This window comes from Nocardiopsis oceanisediminis (genome assembly GCF_048595525.1).
Classification (GTDB): Bacteria; Actinomycetota; Actinomycetes; order Streptosporangiales; family Streptosporangiaceae; genus Nocardiopsis_A; species Nocardiopsis_A oceanisediminis.
The window spans coordinates 6666581-6689155 of record NZ_JAFMZJ010000001.1 but is presented as its reverse complement, the minus strand read 5'-3'; the positions used below and the strand labels follow the sequence as shown (position 1 = coordinate 6689155).

At 73.6% G+C, this 22575-nt stretch carries 19 protein-coding genes; 4 read left to right on the top strand and 15 right to left on the bottom strand.

The window, feature by feature from the left end; genetic code table 11:
• The first annotated feature begins 161 nt into the window (after positions 1-161).
• Positions 162-1109 carry a helix-turn-helix domain-containing protein gene (locus J0910_RS29250; protein ID WP_420161732.1) on the top strand — a complete coding sequence of 316 codons (948 nt, stop codon included), beginning with the start codon at positions 162-164 and terminating at the stop codon, positions 1107-1109.
• A 341-nt stretch (positions 1110-1450) separates the two neighbouring features.
• On the opposite strand, the gene J0910_RS29245 is transcribed toward J0910_RS29250, so the two are convergent.
• Complete coding sequence (locus J0910_RS29245) at positions 1451-2401, bottom strand: NAD(P)-dependent alcohol dehydrogenase (RefSeq protein WP_420161731.1); 951 nt, start codon at positions 2399-2401, stop codon at positions 1451-1453.
• Between the two features lie 51 nt (positions 2402-2452).
• Between J0910_RS29245 and J0910_RS29240 the strand changes: the two genes are divergently transcribed.
• Positions 2453-3124: a TetR/AcrR family transcriptional regulator gene (locus tag J0910_RS29240; RefSeq protein ID WP_420161730.1), complete on the top strand. Its 672-nt coding sequence runs from the start codon at positions 2453-2455 to the stop codon at positions 3122-3124.
• Positions 3125-3336: 212 nt separating this feature from the next.
• Positions 3337-4248: a MerR family transcriptional regulator gene (locus tag J0910_RS29235; RefSeq protein ID WP_420161729.1), complete on the top strand. Its 912-nt coding sequence runs from the start codon at positions 3337-3339 to the stop codon at positions 4246-4248.
• Positions 4249-4257: 9 nt separating this feature from the next.
• On the opposite strand, the gene J0910_RS29230 is transcribed toward J0910_RS29235, so the two are convergent.
• A complete protein-coding gene (locus tag J0910_RS29230) occupies positions 4258-5715 on the bottom strand; it encodes a serine hydrolase domain-containing protein (RefSeq protein WP_420161728.1) in 1458 nt (485 codons plus the stop codon).
• 199 nt (positions 5716-5914) lie between these two features.
• Between J0910_RS29230 and J0910_RS29225 the strand changes: the two genes are divergently transcribed.
• Positions 5915-6655, top strand: coding sequence for a TetR/AcrR family transcriptional regulator (locus J0910_RS29225; protein WP_420161727.1), 741 nt, complete (start codon positions 5915-5917; stop codon positions 6653-6655).
• Between the two features lie 159 nt (positions 6656-6814).
• Here the strand turns inward: J0910_RS29225 and J0910_RS29220 are convergent, their stop codons facing one another.
• From J0910_RS29220 to J0910_RS29160, 13 genes are all read right to left on the bottom strand, one after another.
• A complete protein-coding gene (locus J0910_RS29220) occupies positions 6815-7009 on the bottom strand; it encodes a DUF397 domain-containing protein (RefSeq protein WP_420161726.1) in 195 nt (64 codons plus the stop codon).
• Positions 7010-7389: 380 nt separating this feature from the next.
• Complete coding sequence (locus tag J0910_RS29215) at positions 7390-7581, bottom strand: DUF397 domain-containing protein (protein ID WP_420161725.1); 192 nt, start codon at positions 7579-7581, stop codon at positions 7390-7392.
• A gap of 10 nt (positions 7582-7591) precedes the next feature.
• Positions 7592-8029: a DUF5753 domain-containing protein gene (locus tag J0910_RS29210; RefSeq protein WP_420162121.1), complete on the bottom strand. Its 438-nt coding sequence runs from the start codon at positions 8027-8029 to the stop codon at positions 7592-7594.
• A 21-nt stretch (positions 8030-8050) separates the two neighbouring features.
• Positions 8051-8836: a phosphotransferase family protein gene (locus J0910_RS29205; RefSeq protein ID WP_420161724.1), complete on the bottom strand. Its 786-nt coding sequence runs from the start codon at positions 8834-8836 to the stop codon at positions 8051-8053.
• A gap of 307 nt (positions 8837-9143) precedes the next feature.
• Positions 9144-10256 carry a winged helix DNA-binding domain-containing protein gene (locus tag J0910_RS29200; protein ID WP_420161723.1) on the bottom strand — a complete coding sequence of 371 codons (1113 nt, stop codon included), beginning with the start codon at positions 10254-10256 and terminating at the stop codon, positions 9144-9146.
• A 156-nt stretch (positions 10257-10412) separates the two neighbouring features.
• On the bottom strand, positions 10413-11963 hold the full coding sequence (locus J0910_RS29195) for an MFS transporter (RefSeq protein WP_420161722.1): 1551 nt from the start codon (positions 11961-11963) through the stop codon (positions 10413-10415).
• 82 nt (positions 11964-12045) lie between these two features.
• Positions 12046-12810: a helix-turn-helix domain-containing protein gene (locus tag J0910_RS29190; protein ID WP_420161721.1), complete on the bottom strand. Its 765-nt coding sequence runs from the start codon at positions 12808-12810 to the stop codon at positions 12046-12048.
• Between the two features lie 74 nt (positions 12811-12884).
• Complete coding sequence (locus J0910_RS29185) at positions 12885-13283, bottom strand: PIN domain nuclease (protein ID WP_420161720.1); 399 nt, start codon at positions 13281-13283, stop codon at positions 12885-12887.
• An 11-nt stretch (positions 13284-13294) separates the two neighbouring features.
• A complete protein-coding gene (locus tag J0910_RS29180) occupies positions 13295-13495 on the bottom strand; it encodes a type II toxin-antitoxin system VapB family antitoxin (RefSeq protein WP_420161719.1) in 201 nt (66 codons plus the stop codon).
• A gap of 112 nt (positions 13496-13607) precedes the next feature.
• Positions 13608-18623, bottom strand: coding sequence for a DNA repair ATPase (locus tag J0910_RS29175; RefSeq protein ID WP_420161718.1), 5016 nt, complete (start codon positions 18621-18623; stop codon positions 13608-13610).
• 7 nt (positions 18624-18630) lie between these two features.
• The gene (locus J0910_RS29170; RefSeq protein WP_420161717.1) at positions 18631-20649 is read right to left on the bottom strand and encodes a flotillin family protein; all 2019 of its coding nucleotides are present in this window, start codon (positions 20647-20649) and stop codon (positions 18631-18633) included.
• 196 nt (positions 20650-20845) lie between these two features.
• Positions 20846-21493: a DUF1449 domain-containing protein gene (locus J0910_RS29165; protein ID WP_420161716.1), complete on the bottom strand. Its 648-nt coding sequence runs from the start codon at positions 21491-21493 to the stop codon at positions 20846-20848.
• Between the two features lie 70 nt (positions 21494-21563).
• On the bottom strand, positions 21564-22559 hold the full coding sequence (locus J0910_RS29160; protein WP_420161715.1) for a DMT family transporter: 996 nt from the start codon (positions 22557-22559) through the stop codon (positions 21564-21566).
• Positions 22560-22575 lie beyond the last annotated feature (16 nt).

Sequence of the window (22575 nt, the reverse complement as noted above, 5' to 3'; positions counted from 1 at the left end):
CTAGAAATCGGTCTGCGCCCGGTCTCCCTCTAGAACCGGGCACGGTACCGAGCATGCCGCGGCGCTCCGGGTTCTCCCAGGCCTCCGTTCTGCCTACGACCGCCGTTCCTACCACTGACAGGATCACGTTCCCGCAGCTGACACGGGGAATACTGGACGGCATGGAAGAACGATCGGATGAGGGGAGCGGGCCGGCCGGCCCCGGTTCGGAATCCGGGGCGGAAGAGGGGCAGATCGACCGCCGGTCCGAGCTCAGCGAGTTCCTGCGCACCCGCCGGGCGCGGCTGAAGCCGGAGGACGTCGGGCTGCCGGACTACGGCCGCTACCGGAGGGTGCCGGGGCTGCGCCGGGAGGAACTGGCGCAGCTCGCCGGGGTCTCCGCGGCCTACTACACCCGCCTGGAGCAGGGCAACGGGCGCAACGTCTCGGCGGACGTGCTGGACTCGATCGCCAGGGCGCTGCGGCTGACCGAGGCCGAGCACGCGCACCTCACCCACCTCGCCAAGCCGAAGCGGCACAAGAAGAAGGCGGAGGCGCGGACGCAGAAGGTGCGGAGCGCGCTTCGGCAGCTGCTGGACACGATGGAGGGCGTGCCGGCGTACGTGGTGGGGCGCCGGTCCGACATCCTCGCCTGGAACAGGATGGCCGCGGCGCTGTTCGGCGACTGGGGGGAGCTGCCGCCCCAGGAGCGGAACTGGGCGCGGCTGGTCTTCCTCCGGCCGGACTACCGGGAGCTGTTCGTCGACTGGGATTCGAAGGCGGCCGACATCGTCAGCTACCTGCGGATGGACGCGGGCTGCTACCCGGACGACCCGAAGCTGTCCTCACTGGTCGGAGAGCTGTCGGTGAAGAGCGACGACTTCCGGCTGCTCTGGGCCGCGCACAACGTGCGGGAGAAGGGGCACGGCACCAAGCGCTTCCACCACCCGGTGGTGGGCGACCTGACGCTCGCCTTCGAGACCTTCCACCTCCCGGACGGCTCACCCCAGTCCCTGGTCACCTACCACGCCGAACCGGACTCCCCCTCGGCGGAGGCGCTCCGCCTCCTCTCCAGCTGGGGCGTGGACGCACTGGGGGAGGAGCCGCGCTCCCGCTCGCGGACGGAGTGACCGCCCAGGCCTTTCCCGAAAGGGGAAAGGGCCGGAGGACGGGAGCGGGGTCCTCGACGGAAGCGAATGAAAACGAGCCCTGACCCGGAGAGAGCCCCAGGTCGAGAAGTATCCGCCCCGCGTACGCGGGGATGGCTCGCCGGTTCGCATCTCGTCGCGCATCAGGGTCAGATCCGCCCCGCGTGTGCGGGGACGGCTCCTGTTCAGGGGAGCAGGACGGCCTACCCCGGCCGGGCCGGGGCCCTGCCTGCCCGAGACCCGTACGGCGGTTCCGGGCGGCCCGGGTGCGTCGGCCGGCCGTCGTCGGCCCCGCACCCGGCCCGCCGCGTTCCGCCGCCCGGTCAGGGGGTCACGATGATCTTGCCCCGCACCCCGCCGCGTTCGAGCATGCGGTGCGCCTGGGCGATGTCGTCCATCGACAGCACGGCGGCGACCACCGGCTTGACCGCGCCTTCATCCACCAGGGCGGCCAGCTCCTCCAGCTCCTGCGGGGAGGGATCGTTGCTGAACGGGCTCAGCCGTGTGCGCCGGTCGAGGCCGCCCGCCGCCGTCCACAGGGCCGATCGGATCGGTCGGCCCGGGTCGAGGGCGAGCGGGAACAGCGTGCCCCCGCGGACGAGGCGGCTCCGCAGCGGGGCCATTTCCGTGCCGACCAGGTCGAGGATCACGTCGAACCGCCCCAGGTCCTGCACCCTCGTACTGCGGTGGTCGAAGGCCTCGGAGGCGCCCAGTCCGCCCAGCCAGGAGAGGTGGTCGGCCCCGGCCAGTGCGGTGACGTGCGCGCCCAGGGCGGCTCCGAGCTGCACGGCGACCACCCCCACGCCCCCGGCGGCTCCGCGCACCAGCAGCCGCTGCCCCGGGCGCAGCCGCCCCCGGCGGGTCAGGGCGTGCAGTGCCGTCGTGCCCGAGGCCGGCAGCGCGGCCGCCTCCTGGGCCGGGACCGACGCCGGGGCGGCGGCGATGCGCTCCTGGGGAACGACGACCGACTCGGCGATGGAGCCGAAGGTGCCGTGCGGCATCACCCCCCACACCAGGTCGCCGGCGCTCGCGCGGGTGACGGCCGGCCCGGCCTGGGCGACGGTCCCCACGAAATCGACGCCCGTCCCGGCCGGAAGGCGCTGGCGCAGCACCCGGCGCAGCCGTCCGGCGCGGATGGGGGCCTCGCCGCCGCCGACGGCCGCGGCGGACACCCGCACCCGCACGTCGGCGGCGCCCACCGGGGGCGGGGTGAGCCCGTCGACGACGCTCAGGACGTCGGGTCCTCCGTAGCGTCCGTAGCGGACTGCGCGCATGGTTCCTCCCTGTGCGGGGGAAGCCCCCGCCTCGTCTGTGGGTTCTCACCGGTGGCGGCCGGTACCGACGTGGGCAACCAGGGCCCGTCGGCCGCCCATCCCGACGGCGCGGAAGTGAGACGAGACGTGGACGAGGACGCGCAGATCCACCCCGGGGACGGGTACCGGGAGCTGAGGCGGGACGCCCGGCTCAACCGGATCAGCGTGCTGCGGGCCGCCCGAGAGGTCTTCCGCGTACGCGGCCTGGAGGCGACCGTGCAGAACGTGGCCCGCCGCGCCGGGGTCTCGGTCGCCACCGTCCACCGGCGCTTCCCGGGCCGGGACGCGCTCGTGGCGGACTTGGCCGAGCACGCCGCGGCGGAACTGGCGGAGCGCTTCGAGGAGCTGGCCCGGACGGTCCCGGCCGACCTGGCGCTGGAGCGCGCCCTGCGGCTCGTCGCCGCCGAGGCGGTCGCCACGCGCGCGTGCGCACCGGACCACCGGGAGCGCTTTCCCGACCTGGCGCGCGACCTCGACGAGCGGGTCCACCGCGGGCTGCACCGGCTCCTGGCGAGCGCGCAGGAGGGCGGCCGGGTCGCGGCGGCGGTCACCGGTCGGGACCTGCGGCTGGCCACGGACGCCGTCGCGGCGTCCGTGGCCGCCGAGCCGGACCCGGAACGGGCCGGCCGGACGGCCCAGCGGCTGGTGACGCACTTCATGCGGTCGTTCCGCAGTACGGGCTGACCCGGTCCGGCGGGCGGCCTGCGGCCGCTTCCCCCGCCCCGGGCCAGGGCGGGACCGGTGCCGGCCGGCCGAGGGGCCACCCGCCGCGGGTGCGGGGGGAGGGCGTGTTCCCCGGCATCGGCGCGGGACGGTGCGGACGGGGTTGCACCTTCCGCAGCGGCATGTGGTCCAGTGGACTCGCGTCCCGCTCCCTTGAGGAAAGGCCCCTGCCCATGCTCTCGTCTTTCATGCCGCCCCGCCGGGTCGGGATCGGTGACGCGGCGGCCTTCGCCGGCACCACGCCGCGGGCGATCCGCCACTACCACGAGATCGGCCTGCTCCCCGAGCCCGAGCGGGGCGGCGATGACCGCCGCCGCTACGGGTACGAGGACATGATCCGCCTGCTGTGGATCCGCAAGACGGCCGAGGCCGGGGTCGCCCTGGACGACATCCGTGACGCCTTCACCGCCGGCGCGGCCTCCGCCCATGCGGACGGCGGAGACGGCGTCGCGGGCGTCCTGGAGCGGTTGGAGGAGACCCTCGCCGAGAAGGAGGCGGAATTGCGGCGGCAGCGGGCCGCCGTGCGGCGGATGCGCACCGAAGGCAGCCGGATGGGCCTGCTCTCCGACTTCGTCACCGAGCGCCTCAAGGGCCTGCCCGAGGGGGCCCTGCGCCAGGCGGACCTGGACGGCCTGCTGGTCACCGAGCGGATCTTCGGCCCGCTCGGCGCGGCCCTCCAGGCCGCCCGCTTCGTCGCCCTGGCCGCGCACCCCGCTCTGCGGGAGGAGTCCGACCGCATCGACGAGGCCGAGGAGGCGCTCGATGACGGCGTCGCCGTCGATGATCCGCGGGTGGCCCGGGTGGCCGCCGAGCGGCACGCCTTCGAAAGCGCCCTGCAGGCCGCCATCGAGGAGTCCGGCCTGAGCGAGGACGACGACGCCCTCTGCGACGCCTGGGACGCTCTGCACCCTGCCGCCGCCGAGGACGGCGGGGACGGGGCCGGCCCCGGCGGCGGCAGGGGGGAAGCCGGCTCCATGAGCGCGTACGAAGCCGTCGGCAAGATGCCCTACGACTTCTCCCCGGCCCGCCTGCGCTGCATGGAACTGGCCGAAGAGCTGGCCGCCCAGGACCCGCCCGCCGCCTAGCCCCGCCGCTTAGGGTATGGCCGGGGCCTCCTTCGGGGCCGCGCGCATGCCGATGGAGACGTACGGGGTGCCGTCCGGTAGGGCGGAGAAGACCACCGGCATCCAGTCCTCGTTGAACGCGGTGCCCGCGCCGGAGGCCGCGAAGACCGTTTCGGGGACCGGTTCCCCGTCCGGGCCCCGGCCGGTCTGCCGGGCGACCGGCACCAGCTCGGCCTCGATCGGCGGGGAGAAGGCCGCCATTCCTCCGGTGAGCTCGTAGACCATGTGCAGTGCGCCGGACCGCTCGGCCACCCTGGTGGTGACGCCTTCGCGCGGGTAGGTGCCGATGAACGGGGCGGGGTCGATCGCGGGGGGCCGCGCCGGCGGCCCGAAGGGGTCCGGCATCCGCACCCCGGCCGATTCGGCGAGGAGTTCGCGGAGGAGGTCGGCGTAGAGCCGCCGCGCGGCCCCGCCGTTGGTCAGCAGCGCGACGGCGACGCCCGCCTCGGGGACGACGCGCAGGTAGGAGTACTGCCCGAGGGTGGCGCCGTCGTGGCCGAAGCCGGGGACGCCGCCCCAGTCGTACAGGGGCCAGCCCAGGCCCCAGCCGTCCGCGCCGACCGTCCACTTGTCCGGCACGTCCACCACGCGGCGGCGCATCTCCGCCGCGCTCTCGGCGGAGAGCACCCGGGTGCCGTCCGGGGCGGTGCCGCCGTCCAGGTGCATCCGGGCGAACCGGACCACGTCGCCGGCGGTGGCGCAGACCCCGCCGTAGGGGCCGGCCGAGCGGGGCAGGGCGTTCCATTCCGGCGCGGGCTCGGGGCCGCCGCCCGGCCCCTCCAGGTGGCTCATGGCCGCGCGGAACCGGAGCACCTCCTCGGGCAGCGTCATGGTCTGCTCCAGTCCGAGCGGGGCGAGCAGCAGCTCCTTCAGCGCCCGGTCCCAGACCCGGCCGGTCAGCACCTCGACGATCCGGCCCAGGACGTTGTAGCCGGTGCTGCTGTAGGAGGCGACCGTCCCCGGCGGGCAGTCCAGGGTGACGTCCCGGCAGGCGTCGACGTAGCGGGCCAGGCAGTCGTCGCCGCGTCCGGTGTCCAGGGTGAAGTCCCCGCTGATGCCGGAGGTGTGCGAGAGCAGCAGGCGGGGCGTGACCGACGCGGAGGCGTCCGGGTCGGCCACGGCGAAGTCCGGCAGCACGTCGCGCACCGGTGCGTCCAGGTCGAGGTCGCCGGAGTCGGCCAGCCGCATGATGAGGGAGGCGGTGTAGACCTTGGCGACCGAGCCGAGCTGGAAGACCGAGTCGGGGGTCGCGGCGACGCCGGTGCCCTGGTGCAGGACACCGGCGGCCAGCTCGTGGACCTCTCCGTCGACCAGCACGGCCAGGGCGGCGCCGGGCACGCGGTGGGCGGCGAGCAGTTCGTCCAGCAGGGCCTGCCAGCGGGCGGGGTCGGGCGTGCGCGTGCTGCGGGGCGCTTCGCGGACCGTCATGTTCTTCTCCTCCTCGTCGGAGTCTGCCGGGGCAGAGGTCGGCGGAGGGTGGGGGGCGGGCGCCGCTCCCTCTGCCGCCATGGCCCGGCGCGATGATGCGTACACCGTTCGCTTGATTGCGCACACTGTACTCATCGGGATGGGTGTGCGCAATGGCGAACACCGTGCGCTACGGTGGCCCGGAACGGGAGGAGAGGACATGGCGGACGACGGCGAGCGCCCCATCGCCTCGGCGTGGACCCGGTCGCGGAAGCGGCGCGAGCAGCCCGCGCTGAGCAGGGAGCAGATCGTGGCCGAGGCGGTCCGGCTGCTGGACGGGGAGGGGCTCGACGCGCTGAGCATGCGCCGCCTGGGCGGCCGGCTGAACGCCGGGGCCACCTCGCTCTACCGGCACGTGGCCAACCGCGACGAGCTGCTCGAACTGGTCGTGGACGAGGTCTACGGCGAGATCGAGGTGCCGCAGGCCGATGCTCCGGGGGAGTGGCGCGGGGCGGCGGCCGTGTGCGCCGGGAGCATCCGGTCGGTGGTGCTCCGCCACCCCTGGATCGCGCCGCTGATCGGCGAGATCGGGATGGCCTACCTGGGGCCGAACGTGATGCGGCTGCACGAGGGGATGCTCGCCCTGTTCGAGGCGGGGGGCTTCGGCCCGGTCGACGCCGACGGCGCGCTCAACACCCTGGTGGCCTTCGTGCTGGGGTCGGCGAGCAGCGAGGCGGCGTGGAAGACCACGGTCGCCCGCAGCGGGATCGGCGAGGACGAGTGGCACCGCCGCCTGCGCCCGGCGGCGGAGGAGGCCGCCCGCCCCTACCGGCGGCTGCACGCCCGCTACATCGCCGACGGGAAGGAGGACCCGGCGCAGGTCCGCGACGCCTCGTTCGACTACGGCCTCCAGCGGGTCCTCGACGGCCTGGAGGTGCGGCTCGGGCGGGCGGGCGACTGATCGGAGCCTGAATCCGAGGCGATCCGCGTTCCGGGGACCGGGTTCGATGACTAGGCGTGCAACAGCGAGCGACGTAGAATGCGCGCGGGATGCTTTCAGGTGAAGCACACGTGAGGCCCCGGCGGGTGTTATCGCCGGGGCCTCACGTGTTTCCTCAGCTCAGAAGCGGTTGTGCTTCACGCTGTCGATGAAGGACTTCCATTCGTCCGCGGGGAACATGAGGTGCCCGGCCCCCGGGTGCTTGGAGTCCCGGACCGCGGAGGCGCGCAGGGTGTCGGCGACTTCGACGCAGTCCTGTCCCTTGCCGACGCTGTAGCTGCTCTTGCGGAACTCGAAGTGAAGGTTCTGGTCCACGGTTCCTACTACTGGTAGTTGCTGCGGAGTTCATGCAGCCGGGCGACGGAGGCCTCCGATCGAGGGATCCGCGACGTTGGAGAAAGAAGGTCCAGGAAGGTGAACGCCTCGGCGGTACCTGTGTGGAGTCCTACCTCTAGCGCGAGCACTTGAACCTTGATCGGATCGCCCCTTCTGACGCCTCGATGAGCTTGTCGATCTGCGCCTGCATCACCTCGGCGCACCGGCCTCCAAGAGCCGCTCCCCAGCAGGGCGTGACCGGATCCGGCACCTGGGCCGCCGGCGCGCCCCGGGGTACACTCCCGGTGGGAAATACATCGGGTATGTATGGCGGAAGCCCCCGGCGTGCACGCCGGGGGCTTCCTGCTGTCCTGGGTTCCCTAGATGTCGTCCCTCTTCAGGGCTTCCAGGAAGGCGCGCCATTCGCGAGCCGGGACGGACAGGTACCCCGCACTGCGGTTCTGGGTGTCGCGGACGAGGGTCGCGGCGCCCTCGGCGACCTCGACGCAGTTCTCCTGCTTGCCTGAGCTGTAGCTGCTCTTATGGAACTTGCGGTGGGAAATATCGGGCATCTCGTACCTTCTATGTGATCGCGCTCAGTCGCTCCTGAATGAACGCGCGAGAGTCGTCCACACTGAGGGCCGACGACTGCACGTAGCCGTACAGCAGCTCGTACTGTCGCAGCTCGACCGGGTCTTCCAGGAAGAGCTGATCCTCGGCGCTCTCCAGGTAAACGACGCCGGGGTCCTCTGGAAAGTCTAGGAGCACGAACTGCCCCGTCATGGCCGCATGCGGTCCCAGACGGTCAGGAAGAACCTGGATCCGCAGGTTCGAGCGCTGCACGTCGAGGAGATGCTGGAGCTGGTCCGCGAGGTCCGGTGTGACCTTGCGTAGCGCCGACTCGTCGATGATGGCCCAGAAGGTGGGGGCATCCGGGCGCGCGAGAACCTGCTTGCGGAGCATGCGTGCTTCGACTCGCCTGTCGACCTCGTCCGCGTCGGTGACCCCGCTTCCCCGGATGACGGCCGGTGAAGTGGGCCGTCAGGAAGCCGCGCACCCGCCGGTGAGCCGGCCCAGGACCCCGTCCAGGCCGCTCCGCACGTAGGCGGGGGTCCCGGTGTCGATGCCGTGCAGCACCTCGTGCCAGGGGCCGAGCCGGTGCCAGGTGAGTGCCCGGTCGAGGTCGCCGCCGGACGGCCGGTAGGCCGCGGCGACGGCGCGGGCGAACGGCGGGGCGGCCCCGTTCAGGGCCCAGGCCAGGTCGATGGCGGGGTCGCCGGCGTGCGCGTCGCCGAAGTCGATGACACCGGTGGGCGAAGCGCCGTCGGTGAGCACGTGCTCCGGACCGAGATCGCCGTGGACGACGGTGTCGAACGGCAGGCCGGAGGCGGTTGCGAGGAGAGCCGATGCCGCGGTCCGGTAGTCGGCGGGGAGCAGCGGGACGACCTCGGCGCGGAACCGGTCGAGAAGGTCTTCGTGCTCGCGCCGCGCCTCGGCGGCCGGCTGCAGCCCGTGCCGGACGGCCTCATCGACGGGGACCCCGTGCAGGGCGCGGAGGAACAGGCCGAGGAGGCGGCCGATGGACTCGGAGGCCTCCCCGGACTCGTCGAGCGGTTCACCGGGAACGAGTTCGTGCCGCACGACCAGCGGATCGGCGCCGACGATCTCCGGGACCGGTACCGGGAGCGGGAGGCGGGGAGCGAGCCAGGGCATCAGGACCGCCTCCCGGCGGAGCGACCCGGCCGCCTCCGGGCTGCGCGGGCTGCGCTCCACCCAGTGCCCGTCGACGAGTACCGCCCTGCTGTCCCAGCCACCTGAGAATTCCACCCGGGCATCGTAGGGCTCGGGGGCTTTCGGCACGGCATGGTTTTTCTGCGGGGGGCCGCCGTTCCCGGGCGAGCAGAGGGGGCGCCCCTGCCGAGGGTTCGATGCGAAGTGATTGAAAACGGCCCTGCGGCTCGGGAGAATCCCAGTTCAGCAAGAGTGCTCCCCGCGTACGCGGGGATGGGCCCCTCGACCCCAAATGGCGCGACCCCTCTAGCCGGTGCTCCCCGCGTACGCGGGGATGGTCCGGTCCTCGACTTGTCCTCCTGACCGTCCGACCCGTGCTCCCCGCGTGTGCGGGGCTTCCTTCCTACTCCGCGCGGGTGAAGCGGATGTCGTAGTCCGCCGCCTCCGGGGACCAGAAGCCCAGGAGGCGGGCCGCCTCCTCCGTGATCGCTCCGCGGGTTTCGCCTCGGGTGGGGGTGAACTCCTCGACGGTGAGGACGGCCGTGCCGTTCCGCTCGGTCACCCGCCACATGGCGCGGACCTCGCCGTCGACCAGGACGGTCGGGGCGACGACGGCGCCGATGCAGACGCGGCGGCGGACGTCGTCCTGCATGACCCGGGTCCGGTCGTGGTAGGCGACCAGCAGGTTGTCGAAGTCGGGGAGGAGGCGGACCGGGGCCTCGGCGTCAGGGGAGGCCGTCGGGAGGTCCGCCAGGTCGAAGAGTTCGCGGCCGGTCTCGTCGGTGAAGGTGCGCAGCTCGGGGCGGAGGCCGTCGAAGACCTCCCGGGTCCGGCTCAGCCCCGACCAGGCGTGGAAGTCGCGGATCGAGGCCGGGCCGAACGCCGCCAGGTAGCGGCGGATCAGGTCGGCCACCGGGCGGCCGGGTTCCATCGGGGCGGCCATCCACTCCTCGGCCAGGGTGAACGGGGTGCGGCCGCTCCTGCCCCACAGCCCGCTCGGCGGTTCGTGGATCAGCGGCAGCATCGACTGCGCCAGCCAGCCCAGGGCCCTCCGGTCGCAGTCCGGCCACCGCTCGGCGAGCAGGCGGGCCAGCTCGGGGCGGGTCAGGGGGCGGCCGGCGAGCAGTTCCGCGGCGGCCTTGGCGGCCTCCTCCGGGTCCACGCCCGGGTTGTGCTTGCCGAACGAGGATCTCCAGGTCCGCTCCAGGAGCGGCTGGACCAGCGGGCGGATCCAGCGGAAGTCCTCCGCGGCGGCCATGTGCTGGGTGCCGCGCAGGATCGACGAGCGCACCACCTCCCGGCCGTGCAGCAGCCCGGCCAGGTCGTCCTTTTCGAAGGCGGCCAGCCTGGTCCACAGCCCGACGTAGGGCGGGTTGGCCTCCTGGGCCTGCACCGCGACCAGGTGCCGCACCGCGTCCAGGGCCGAGCGCGGCTCGCGCCGCAGCAGCCACTGCCGCTCCAGTGCCGTCCGGTTGAGCGTCCGGCGGTCGATCCGGTTCCCGCTGCCGTTCTCCATATCAGGATCATCCCCCTGGATGCGGACGTTCTTCGTCCGCGATTCGCGGATTCGTTCGGCCCCGGCCGGATTTCCGCCGTGATTTCCGCCGGCGCGGCCGCGATCCGCGCGCCGGCCGGGGCGGTGGGGTCCGGGCGGAGCCCCCGGACGTGCGGGTCAGGTCGCGGCCCTCGCGCCGTCCGCCTCCTCGGCGGGGGAGGGGGCAGGGGCGGGCGGGGTGAGGAACAGGCCGATCAGGACGGCCAGCGCCAGGGCTCCGGCGGCGCCGGCCGCGCCGATCACCGTGAAGCCGGTGAGGAAGGACTCCCGGGCCGCGGACATCAGCTCGGCGGCCGCCTCCGCGGGCAGGTCCGCCGCGGCCGCGGCGGCGCCGGGGAGGCTCTCCCGGGCCCCGTCGGCGGCCCCCGGCGGCAGCCCGCCCTCGGCCGCCGTCCGGTAGACGGCGGTGGCCAGCGCGCCCATCAGCGCCACGCCCAGGCTCGCCCCCATCTCGCCGAAGGTCTCCGTGACGGCGGAGGCCGACCCGCTCCGCTCCTTGGGGGCGGCGCCGATGGCCAGGGTGACCACCAGCACCCCCAGCGGGGTCATGCCCAGGGCGACCACGGCGGTGGCGGCCAGCGTCCAGGCGAAGGCGGCCGGGCCGTCCGGGGCGACGGCGACGAGGACGAACCCGGCGGCCCCGATCAGCAGCGAGCCGATGATGGTCGCCCGCTCGCCCAGCCGGGCCGCCACCGGCGGGGTGGCCAGCGCGGCGACCAGGGTGGTCAGCGCGAACGGCAGCATCCACGCCCCGGACAGGGCGGGGGAGAGGCCCTCCACCAGCTGCAGGTACTGCACCAGCAGCAGGACGAACCCGCCCATCAGCGCGTTGGCGGCCAGCACCGACCCCAGCCCGACCGAGAAGACGCGGTGCCGGAAGAGCGACAGGTCGAGCAGCGGGGCGTCGAGCCGGTGCTGCCGGCGGACGAAGAGCCACCCGAAGACCGCGGCGGCCAGGACGGCGGCCGCGGTTCCGGCCCCCCACCCGTCCTTGGCGGCCTCCTTGAGGCCGTAGACGAGCGGCAGCACCGCGGCCATCGAGAGCAGCACGCTGAGCGGGTCGATCCGGCCGGCCTCCCGGGCGCGGAACTCCGGCAGCAGGAACGGCCCGGTGACCAGGAGCAGCAGCATGACCGGCACGGCCATCAGGAAGACCGATCCCCACCAGAACCACTCCAGCAGCACGCCGCCGATGAGCGGGCCCGCCGCGCTGCCCGCGAAGAAGCAGCTCATCCAGATCCCGATGGCCATGGCGCGCTGGCGGTCGTCGAGGAACATGTTGCGCAGCAGCGACATGGTGGACGGCATCAGCGTGGCCCCGGCGACGCCGAGCAGGGCCCGCGCGGCGATCAGCGCCTCCGCGGTCGGGGCGTAGGCCGCGACCAGGGAGGCGGCGCCGAAGGCCGCGCCGCCGATCAGCAGCAGCCGGCGGCGGCCGATCCGGTCGCCCACCGTTCCCATGGTGATGAGCAGCCCGGCCAGCAGGAAGCCGTAGACGTCCAGGATCCACAGCTGCTGCGCGCTGTCCGCGCCGAGCTCGGCGGTCAGGTGCGGGAGGGCGAGGTGCAGCGCGGTCAGGTCCACCGACATCAGGAAGACGGGGAGGGCGAGCACGGCCAGGCCGGTCCACTCGCGCGGGCCGGCCTTGGGCGGCGTCGGCTCGGTCATCGGGCTCCTCTGGTCGGCGGGGAGGTCACCGAGGAGCCTAGAAGTTCGAGTTAACTCGAAGTCAAATGCGTGTCGCCGCAGCTCAGGCGGTGATGTCGCTCAGCTCCAGGCCGAGCAGGACGCGGGGGGAGACACCGGCCAGGGCCCGGCAGTCCCGGTTGAGGTGCGGCTGGTCGGTGTAGCCGGCCATGGCGGCCAGGACGGAGAGGTCGGTGGTGGCGGCGGGGTGCCGGGCCAGGCGGAGGAAGCGCTGCAGGCGGAGGATGCGGCGGAGCACCGCCGGGCCGTAGCCGAACGCGGAGGTGCAGCGCCGGTGCAGCTGGCGCTCGCTGAGCCCGGCGGCGCGGGCCAGCTCGGCCACCGGCGACGACGGGTCGTCGCCGAGCATCCCGGAGACCAGCGCGGCGGTCCGCGCCGACCCGTGCACCGCGCGGGGCGGCGGTACGGTGCGCAGCCGCTCGCGCACCCCGTCCTGGAGCAGGTGCAGCCGGTGCTCCGCGGTGCCGGCCCCGTCCATCCGCTCCAGCAGGATCCGCTGGGTGCGGGCACCGAGCACGTCGGCCAGGTCGATCCGCCGGTTCAGCGACCCGGGGGTGTCCAGCCCCAGTGCGGCGGCGGCCAGCCCGGGGCGGAACCGCACCCCCACCGCCTCGGTCCCTGCGGGCAGCTCGAACGACCACCCGGAGGTCTCCGGCCCGCACACCACGATCCGGCCGGTGCTCAGCCACAGCACGTCCACGCAGCCGTCCGGCACCAGCATGTGCGCCCCGCCGGCGCGCGCGGTCCACCCGGTGGCCAGCTCCGCGGAGAGGTCATCGGCCACCGGGACCGGGGTGTACCAGGACATGGCCCGAATGGTAGGCCGCCGGGGTGACGGTCCGGAGGGGGGAGGGCCGCGACCGTCCGCCGGACGAGGCGGTGTCAGACCTGGCCGACGGGGATGATCCAGCGGGTCGGCTGGCCTGTGATGCCGGAGATCAGGTCGAAGTCCTTGTCATAGTGGACGATGGTGGCGCCGTGCTCCTCGGCGGTCGCCGCGATGATGAGATCGGGGAGAGGGCGGCGGTGCAGGCCCTTGCGCGCCAGCTCATGCTGCACATCCACAGCTCTGCGGAGCGCGGAGCTCGTGGTCTCGAGCCAAGGGAGCCTCTGGTAGGAATCCCTGAGACGCTCGTAGTCGCTCAGATTGCGGGCCGAGTAGAGGAGTTCGAGGATGACCATTTCGCACATCGCGATGGTCCCTCCGTGCGAGACGAGGTCGTGGAGAGCCTCCTTCGCCTCCGGGCTGCGCTTCACCGTCTCGTAGGCGGATTTGTCCACCAGGTAGTGTGTCAACGCCAGGCTTCCCGCATCGTTTCCGGAGAGAGGTCCAGGTCGAGTTCGTCGACGAGGTCGATGAACTCGTGGGAGCGGCGTCTGGCGGCGATCTCTGCCAAGGCCCGGTTCACGGTTTCGACCTTCGTCTTGGTGCCGAGTTCTTCCGCGGCGATGGCCAGCGCTTCGTCATCAAGATCAAGCACGGTTCTGGACATCTTTCACCATTCCTTTCCTGTATCTCCATCCTGCTCTCCAAGATATCAATTTAAGGGCCACTCTGGTCGGGAGATCCCGGGCAGAGTGGCCCGGTGGCGGCTTCGCGGCCGGTCAGCCCGGGCCCGGGAAGCGGTCCGCGGCGCGCTCGATGGCGGAGTGGACGTCGCCGACCCGGTCGGCGAGGAGGCCGACCGCGCCGACCGCGCGGGAGAGCGGGTCGTCGGTGTCGCCGCCCAGCGCCTTGGCGCGCAGGTAGCCGGCCTTCACCTCGGCCCACCGCTCCGCCTGCTCCGGGGTGAGGGTGCCGCGCAGCTCGCCCAGTTTGAGCAGGTTGGCCTCGGCGCCGGAGGTGAGGGTCTGCGCCTCGCCGAGGTAGTGGTCGTCGATCACCGCCTCCAGCTCGGCGTCGTTCATCACCGGCACCACCTTCTCCGCCAGCCGGTTCATGTTCCGGTAGGAGCCCTGCAGCCGGAACGGCGGCTCGGTGCGGGCGTCGTCGGAGCGCGCCGCGGAGGCGATGTAGGCCTGGTTGACGGCGAGCACCACCTGCTGCACCCGGAGCAGCTTGCCCAGCACCGCCAGGATCTGCTCCAGCTCCACCTGCGAGTACGGGTGGGAGAGCCGGTCCGGGCGGACCGAGTCGTCGCCGCCGGCCATCCGCACCAGCAGCTCGGTGTCGCCGCGGTCCCGGCCGGACAGCGGCGCCAGCACCGGGTTGGCGGTCAGCGCGTTCTCGATGTAGCTGAGCGCGAACACGTCCTCCCTGCCGGAGAGCACGTCGCCGAGGTTGTACACGTCGGCCCGGTTGGCCAGCATGTCCGGGATCCGGAACTTCTGCCCCTGCTCGGTGTAGGGGTTGCCCGCCATGCACACCGCGAACCGCTTGCCGCGCAGGTCGTAGGTGCGGGTGCGGCCCTCCCAGACGCCCTCCATCCGGCGCTGGCCGTCGCAGAGCGAGATGAACTTCTGCAGCAGCTCCGGGTTGGTGTGCTGGATGTCGTCCAGGTAGAGCAGCACGTTGCTCCCCATCTCCAGGGCGAACCCGATCTTCTCCACCTCCTGGCGGGCGGTGGCGTCCGGCGCGTCCGCCGGGTCCAGCGAGGTCACCGCGTGCCCCAGCGCAGGGCCGTTGACCTTCACGAACACCAGGCCGAGCCGGCTCGCCACGTACTCCATCAGGGTGGTCTTGCCGTAGCCGGGCGGGGAGATGAGCAGCAGCAGGCCGTTGTTGTCGGTCCGCTTGCCGTCCCCCGCGGAGCCCAGCTGCTTGGCCAGGTTGTCGCCGATCAGCGGCAGGTAGGAGTCGTCCAGCAGCCGGTTGCGGACGAACCCGCTCATCACCTTGGGCGTGTACTCCTCCAGCCGCAGCCGGGACCGCTCCGCCCCGACCAGCTCGTTGCGGCGGCGCAGGTACTCCCGGAACGCCGGGGCGCGCTCCTCGCGGAACCGCCGGGTGCGCTCCAGGAACTCGTCCAGCCGCAGCTCCAGGCGGCGCTCCGCGATCCGCGGGTGCGTGCCGAGCAGCCCCTCCACGCTCGCCGACAGCTCGGCGGAGGAGTCGTACTGCTGGACCTCGGCCCCGCACAGCTCCGCAGCGACCGCCTCCTCCAGCACGTCGGCGGGGGGCGCGGCGCCGTCCAGCGTCGCCGCGTAGCCGCCCAGCCAGGCCGAGGCGAGCTGGTGCCGCTCGGCCAGCCCGCCCAGCGCGGCCAGGTCGGCGGCGAACTCCTTGTGCGCCGCGGACGACGGCCCGCCCAGCGCCGCGCGGAACCCCTCCAGCAGCGACCGGGCCTCCGCGCTGGTGCCGAAGCCCGCCGGGGCCTGGGAGAGCTCCTCGAACAGGTAGCCGCCGGCCGCCGCCGAGGGGGCGTCCGGCAGCCCCGCCCCGCCGAGGAACGCGCCGATCGCGCCGGCCAGCTCGGCGCGGAGGGCGCCGACCGCCGGCGAGCCGCGCAGCCCGAACGCGTCCCGGGCCCGGGACAGCGAGACCGCCCGGGTCCGCCACGCCTCCCGGGCCTCCGGCGCGGTGCCGAACGCCCAGAACAGCCGGGCCGCGGCGCGCGCCCGCGCCGGATGCCGGAGCAGCCCGGCGCCGGCCCGCAGCCGCAGTACCTCGCGGAGGATCAGCGCGGCGTCGTGGTCGTGCACGCCGCGCTCGTACCCCTCGTCGTAGCGGGCCTCGGCGGCACCGCGCACCGCGGCGGCCAGCCCGCCTCCGCCGCCCAGCGCGGCCTCGGACAGCTCCGCCACCGTCGGGCCGTCCGCGCCCGCCTCGGCGTCCGCCAGCACCGCCGCGGCCAGGTGCTCCGACCGGTACACCTCCGGCGACTCCGAGGGCAGCAGCTGCTCCCAGAACCCCCGGGTGGCCTGGAAGTCCGGGTCGCGCACCGGCTGCCGGAAGTCGGTGCCGGTCACCGTCACGGCCATCTCGCCCCGGTGCGGCACCATGGTCAGGTCGATCGGCTGGGTGTTGACCGCGAACCGGTGCCGGCCCAGCCGCAGCGTCTCCCCGCCGTCGTCGTAGAGGTCGATCCGGTCGAGCAGCGCCCGCCCGGCCTCCTGCCGGGCCGCCTTGACCCGGCCGTCCAGCTCCTCGGCGCGCACCGTGTCGCCCAGGCCGCGCAGCTCCTCGGCGGTCGAGCGGAGCTTGGCCACCATCGGGTCGGAGGCGAAGTAGGTGTTGACGTCGTCGACCGACTCCAGGGCGGCGGCGCGGCGCCGCACCCCGGACAGGATCCGCTCGGCCGAGGCGGCCAGCCGGTCGGCCCGGCGCGCCCGCTCGTCCAGCAGCGCCTGCTTGCGCGCGGACAGCGCCTCGTAGACGTCCTCCCGCTTGGCGGCCAGGTCGGTGAGGAAGTCGTCGAACTCGGCGAACCGCGACTCCAGGTTCTCCAGCCGCAGCATCAGCCGGCCGAGCTGCTCGTCGCAGGCGTCCGGGGTGTCGGCGGCGGCCAGCGCCGCGGTCACCGCCTGGCCGAGCAGCGCGAACTCGGCGGCGAACTCGGCGCGCCCCTCGGAGTCCATCAGCTCCCGGCGGCGCGCCCGCAGGGCGGCGCGGGCCCGGTTGACCGCACCGGCCACCTCGCCGATCCGCTCCAGAACCGCGGTGCGCACCTGCGCGTCGCCGATGTCCAGGGCGCCGACGACCTCGGTGACCGCCTCCAGGCCCTCGGTCTGCTCGGCGAGCCGGTCGGACACCGGCCCGGCCCCGGCGACCGAGGAGATCGCCTCCGCCTCGGCGGCCAGCCGGTCCACCTCGGCGTGGTAGGCGGCGAACGCCTCCTCGCCGCGGAGGAACTCCACCGCGCGGCGGCCGGTGGCGTCCAGCTCCTCGGCGAGCCGCCGCCGCAGGCCGTCCACCCGGTCGGCGTCGATGTAGCGCATCTCGCCGAGGGCCACCGCCCGGCCCTGCGCCCGGCGCAGCTCGGCCAGGAGGCCGACCCAGGCGTCGGCGGAGCCGCCGCCCTCCGCGCGGGCCCGGCGGACCAGCGCGGCCGCCTCCGCCTCGGCGGCGTCCATCGCCTCGGCGGCCTGCGCGGTCAGCGCCTGGACCTTCTCGAACTCCTCCAGCACCTGCCCGGCGGTGGCGCGCACCTCCTGGACCGGCCCGGCCAGGGCGCCCAGCTCCTCCTCGCCGAGCCAGTGGTAGTGGTCGCCGAGCCGCCGGCAGGCCGCGATGAGCGCCTCGAACACCGCGGTGGACGGCGACATCTCGTCCACCATCCGGGTGATGGACAGGCAGTCGGAGATGCCGCGCACCAGGTCGGCGTTGCCGATCCGCTCCAGCGGGCCGGTGCCCGCGGGCTGCGCCGCGGCGTGCACGTCGGAGACGAACGGGGTGGCCCACACCTGCAGCGGGTGCACCCGGGTCGGCTCGTCGCCGGAGCTGCGGAACACCACCAGGGTGCCGTCGTCGAAGAGCGAGTACCCGTGGCAGTCGATCGGGTTGGCGACCTCCTTGCGGATCACGTTGTAGGGCAGCAGCAGGCTGCGCCCCTCCGCGCGCCCGTGGAAGGCGTAGAGCACGTCCTCCCCGTTGGGCGACCGGATGGTCCGCTCGAACTCCAGGTCGGCGATGTCGGTGTCGAAGGTCTTCACCGCCCCGGTCGCCAGGTAGCAGCCGCCGGGGAAGATGATGCCCTGGTCCTCGGGGAGCCGCCGGCAGGCCCGGCCGATCCCGTCGAGGCGGACGACCTCCTTGGTGCGGGTGTTGAACACCAGGTACCGGTGGGCGTCCTCGTTGTAGGGCCGGACCCGGAGCAGGATCAGCGGCCCCACCTCGGCGTAGTGCACCTCGGCGTCGGCCAGGCTCTGCAGCGGCTCGGCCACCGGCTCGCTGTAGACGCCCTCGCCCACCTCGGTGTTGTTCTCCACCTTCACGGTCAGGTCGCCGCCGACCGTCTCCACGAACACCTTCCCCTGGACGGAGATGTGCGGGTGGCGGCCGAGGACGTGGTCCTCCCGGGTGGTCTCGGTCCAGGCGAAGTCGTACGGGGACGGGAAGACGTGGTCCTTCTCGCCCCGGTTGTCCCGGTAGGAGACCTCGCCGCGGGGGGTGACCGACCAGCGCAGCACCCGGGTGTCGTCGGTGCGCGGCCCGGTCTGGAAGACCGCCAGCAGCCGCCCCTCGACCCGGCGCAGCTGCATCAGCCGGGTGTCCTTGTAGTAGCGGTACAGCTCGCCGAAGTCGCGGCGGAACCGGTCCTCGTCGAGCAGGCCGGGGAGTTCGCCGCGGCCGGCCTCGGCGAACCGGAACCCGTCGCCCCCGTGCTCCCGCTCGAAGGCGTGCAGCGCGAACACGTCGCCGACGGTGGTCTCCGGTTTGAGGCCGATGAACACGTTGTAGCCGAACAGCATCAGCCCGCCCACGGCCACGATGTCCCGCGGCACGCAGTTGTGCTCGGTGCGGATGCGCTCGGTGCCCAGCAGCCGCAGCTCGCTGGAGCCGAACACCTCCAGCCGGCGCTCGTTCAGCCGCTCGGCGCGCCGGGACAGCTCGGCCGCCTGCTCGGCGAGGCGGCCGCGGAGGACCTCGTAGGTCCCGGCGTCGAGCTCGGAGGCCGGGCCGGAGCCGGGGGCGGGGCCCTCCGCCGCGGCGGAGGGCCCGTCGGTCTGCACGCCGGTCACGCGCCGATCACCGCTTCGCGCCGTCGAGGGCGGCCAGTGCGGCCACGCTGTGGTCGGCGACGCCCAGCTCGCGGGCGGTCTCCAGGAGCCGCTGCAGCTTGTCCGACTCCGGCGAGCCGCCCCTGATCAGCTTGACCAGCAGCGCGGAGACGGTGAGGTTCTTCAGGTCGGCGGTGTCCACCGAGCCGAGCAGCCGGGACATGTCGGCGGTGAAGTCGGCCTCGCCGCTCAGCCACGGCCCGGCCAGGTTCTGCGCGACCTCGGAGTTGCCGACGAAGCCGTCCACCGCCTTGCCCAGCCCGATCGAGTTGACCATCCGGTCGAAGAACATGCCGTCGCCGCCGACGATGTTGATGTCGGCGTTCTCCAGCCCGGTGGCGAGCACCGTGGCCTGCGCCTCGGCGACCTGCCGGTGCACGTCGATCCCGGCCAGGCGGACCTCCTTCTCCGCCTCCAGGCGCAGCCGGTACTCCTCGTGCTCCCGGCTGACCTGGTCCAGCGCGGCCATCGCGCCGGCCTTGTCGTTCAGGCCCTCCGCCTCGGCCTTGAGCTTCGCGGCGATGGCCTCGGCCTCGATCGCGGCCTTCTCCCGGGCGACGGTGTTCTCCGCGCGGCCGACCTTCTCCACCGCGGCGGCGTCGGACTCGCGCACCTGGACGGCGGCCAGCCCCTCCGCGGCGGCCTCGGCCTGCTTGCCCTCGGCCAGCCGGATCCGGGAGCGGGCGTCCAGGTCGGCGGCCTGCTGCCGGGCCTCGGCCAGGGTGAGCTCCTCGGCGGCGCGGTGCTTGGCCGCCTCCTCCGCGGCCTCGGCGGCCTTGATGTCCTTGACCAGGTTCTCCTGCGCCTCGGCCTCGGCCTTGATGATGATGGCCTGGCGCTCCCGCTCGGCCTCCTCGACGGCGCGCAGCCGCTTGATCGCCTCCTCCTGCTCGGCCACGGTCTTGTCCACCGCGACCCGCTCCCGGATGACGTCGGCGACCTCGCGCTTCTCCGCCTCGACCTCCTTGTCCTTGGCGATCGTGGAGAGCTGCACCTCGCGGTCGCGGGCGACGACCTCCAGCAGCCGGTCCTTCTCGATCCGCTCGGACTCCACCGCGATGACGCGCTCGCGGTTCTTCTCCGCGACGGCGATCTCGCGCTGCTGGTTCTCCCGCTGCACGCCCAGCTGCTCCTCGGTGCGGAGCTGGGCGGCGCGCGCCTTGAGCGCCTCCTCGGCCTGGACGCGCTGGGTCTCGGCCTCCTCGCGGGCCCGGATCGTCTCGATCTCGCGCGTGGCGCGGGCCTTCGCCTCGGCCTCCTGGCGCTCCAGCTCGGCCAGGGTCTCGGCGGTCTCGGTGTCGCTCCGCTTGATCTCCTTGTCGCGCTCGTTCTCCAGCTCGTTGGTGCGCCGGTGCTGGATGGCGGTGCGCTCGGTGATCTTGGTGATGCCCTCGGCGTCGAGGATGTTGTTCGGGTCGTGCTGGTCCAGCGGGGTCTGCTTGAGGTCGGCGATGGCCGCGTCCTCCAGGACGTAGCCGTACAGGTCGTTGCCGATGACCTCGACGATCCGGTCGCGGAACTCCTTGCGCTGGGTGTACAGGTCCTCGAAGTCGAAGTACTTGCCGACGGTCTTCAGCGCCTCCTCGAACTTGGCGTCGAAGAGGTCCTGCAGCTTCTCCTGGCTGCTGGCGTTCTCCACGCCGATGTTCTTGGCGACCCGCAGGATGTCGGTCTTCTCCGGGTTGACGCGGATGAAGAACTTGATCCGGATGTCGGCGAGGATGTTGTCCTTGCAGGTCAGAGCGTTCCTGCCGAAGCGCTCCAGCAGGATGGACTTCTGTGAGATGTCCATCAGCTCGGCCTTGTGCAGCACCGGGAGGACGACCGCGCCGGTCAGCGTCACGTCGACATCGCGGACCTTGGAGATGATGAGCGCCTCACCCTGCTTCACCTTGCGGAACAGGCGGATGAGGATGATCGGGAGCACGATCGCGATGAGGACGAGAGCGGCGATGAGCACACCGCCGGCGATGCCGATGGCTTCCATACGGGGCTGGTCTCCCTACCTGCCGAGGGGATGAGTACGGCGGGCCGCGGACCCGGCGCGGGGGTGAGCGGCGGGGGCGGGTGCGGGGTCCCCGCGGGCCGCTCTTCCGGTTCCGACCCGCTGGATGCGACGCGGACCGGAACCCCCCGGTTCCGCGTCCTGCCTGGCCGCAAGCGGCCTCGGGGGAACCCGGGGCTCAGGACTCCCCGGGGTCCAGGGCCGGGTCGAACCGGGAGACGCGGAAGAAGCCGGCCTCGGCGTCGTGGTCGAAGATCAGCGCGGTGTCGCCGGAGGCGAGCGGCTCGTCGTCGATCGTGCGCACCTGGATGAGCATGGTCGTTCCGTCCCCGGAGACCACCTCGGCCTGCCCGAACTCGCGGTCCACCCGCAGGGTGCGCACGGTGCAGGTGCGCCCGACCAGCTTGCCGGAGGTGCGCGCCGCCCGCACGCCCGGGAGGAATCGGCGCACCCCCATGACGATGGCGCTGGTCACCCCCCAGGCCAGGGTGGCGGCGATGATCAGGGCGAGGACGCCGAGGACGATGAGGACCGGGGTGGACAGCGACCCCGCGAGGGAATCGATCACGACGTTCCCAACCAGGCTGAAGAACCAGGCCAGCGCGATGAGCAGGGACAGGGAGACGGTGGCCGGCACTCCGCGGAGCCCGGCGGCGCCGAGCAGCGCGGCCGGGCCGGTCCCGTCGCCGTCACCGGCGCCGGAGTCGAGCAGGTCGACGTCGAGCGCGCCGAGCAGCGCCAGCACCCAGTAGGCGAGCACGGCCGCCATGGCGAAGGAGAACAGGGCCGTGGGGAACCCCAGTGCCGCGTCGAGGAACTCGTCCATGCTCCGCCCCGCCGCTCCCTCCGGCCTCCGGCGCACCGCCCGGTGCGGGCGGTGCGGATGCCCGACGACCTTATAGGAGGCCCTCCTTCGGGGCCGAAGCGGACCCGTCCGCTGACCGGAACCGGCCGCGGGGGAGCCGGCGGGGCCGGATCGGGGAGCGCTCCGGGGCGCCGTCCGGGGAAGGGGCGCGCCGGGACCGGGGGCGCGGGGAGGGGCCGCGCCCGTCCGGCACCGACATCAGCGCGATGCCGTAGGCGGCGAGCAGCCCGCACAGCACCGCGATCCCGGCGCCGGTCCACCCGGCGGTGTAGGACTCGCCCATGAAGGCGACGCCGACCACGGAGGCGGAGACCGGGTTGGCGACGGCGGTGACGCCGAGCGGGGCGCCCAGCTCCATGCCCTGGTAGGCGGCCTGCGCCAGGAGCAGGCCGAGGACCGCGACCGCCGCGGTGCCGCACGCGGCGGGGTGCAGCAGGAACGCGGCGCCGTCGGCGGCGGCCACCGCGACGGCGGTCTTGGTGGTCGCCGAGGCCACCCCGAAGGCGGTCCCCGCGCCGGCCCCGAGCAGGCAGCTCCGCAACCCGGGGGAGGGCGCCCGCCCCGCGGCCCAGGCGAGGCCGCTGATCAGCAGCAGCGCCCCGACCACCACGGCCGCCGCGGTCCAGGCCTCCATCGGGCGGCTCCGGCCGCCGGTCACCGCCGCCCACAGCAGCAGCGCCAGCGCCAGCACGGTGAGCACCGCGCCGCGCCACTCCCGGGGCGTGACCCGCCGCCCGCCGAGCCGCGCCGACCACGGCAGGCCGAACACCAGGACCAGGACGCCGAGCGGCTGCACCACGGTCAGCGGAGCGAAGGCCAGCGCCCCCACCTGCAGCCCGGCCCGCCCCGCGTTGAGCCCGGCCGAGGCCCACCACAGCGGGTGCCTCAGCAGCCGCGACAGCGGCCGCCCGCCGGTCAGCGGCTCAGGCAGCGCGACGGCCAGCCGGCGCTGCGCCACGGCCGCCGCGCTGTAGCAGGCCGTGGAGAGCACGCCCAGCACGACCCCGGTCCAGATCCCGATCTCCATGCCCCCGACCTTCCCG

Excerpts from the sequence above, each read along its gene's own strand:
- J0910_RS29250 (WP_420161732.1), top strand. The coding sequence starts at position 162 with ATGGAAGAACGATCGGATGAGGGGAGCGGGCCGGCCGGCCCCGGTTCG.
- J0910_RS29245 (WP_420161731.1), bottom strand. The coding sequence starts at position 2,401 with ATGCGCGCAGTCCGCTACGGACGCTACGGAGGACCCGACGTCCTGAGC.
- J0910_RS29235 (WP_420161729.1), top strand. The coding sequence starts at position 3,337 with ATGCTCTCGTCTTTCATGCCGCCCCGCCGGGTCGGGATCGGTGACGCG.
- J0910_RS29230 (WP_420161728.1), bottom strand. The coding sequence starts at position 5,715 with ATGACGGTCCGCGAAGCGCCCCGCAGCACGCGCACGCCCGACCCCGCC.
- J0910_RS29225 (WP_420161727.1), top strand. The coding sequence starts at position 5,915 with ATGGCGGACGACGGCGAGCGCCCCATCGCCTCGGCGTGGACCCGGTCG.
- J0910_RS29215 (WP_420161725.1), bottom strand. The coding sequence starts at position 7,581 with ATGCCCGATATTTCCCACCGCAAGTTCCATAAGAGCAGCTACAGCTCA.
- J0910_RS29200 (WP_420161723.1), bottom strand. The coding sequence starts at position 10,256 with ATGGAGAACGGCAGCGGGAACCGGATCGACCGCCGGACGCTCAACCGG.
- J0910_RS29195 (WP_420161722.1), bottom strand. The coding sequence starts at position 11,963 with ATGACCGAGCCGACGCCGCCCAAGGCCGGCCCGCGCGAGTGGACCGGC.
- J0910_RS29190 (WP_420161721.1), bottom strand. The coding sequence starts at position 12,810 with ATGTCCTGGTACACCCCGGTCCCGGTGGCCGATGACCTCTCCGCGGAG.
- J0910_RS29180 (WP_420161719.1), bottom strand. The coding sequence starts at position 13,495 with ATGTCCAGAACCGTGCTTGATCTTGATGACGAAGCGCTGGCCATCGCC.
- J0910_RS29170 (WP_420161717.1), bottom strand. The coding sequence starts at position 20,649 with ATGGAAGCCATCGGCATCGCCGGCGGTGTGCTCATCGCCGCTCTCGTC.
- J0910_RS29165 (WP_420161716.1), bottom strand. The coding sequence starts at position 21,493 with ATGGACGAGTTCCTCGACGCGGCACTGGGGTTCCCCACGGCCCTGTTC.
- J0910_RS29160 (WP_420161715.1), bottom strand. The coding sequence starts at position 22,559 with ATGGAGATCGGGATCTGGACCGGGGTCGTGCTGGGCGTGCTCTCCACG.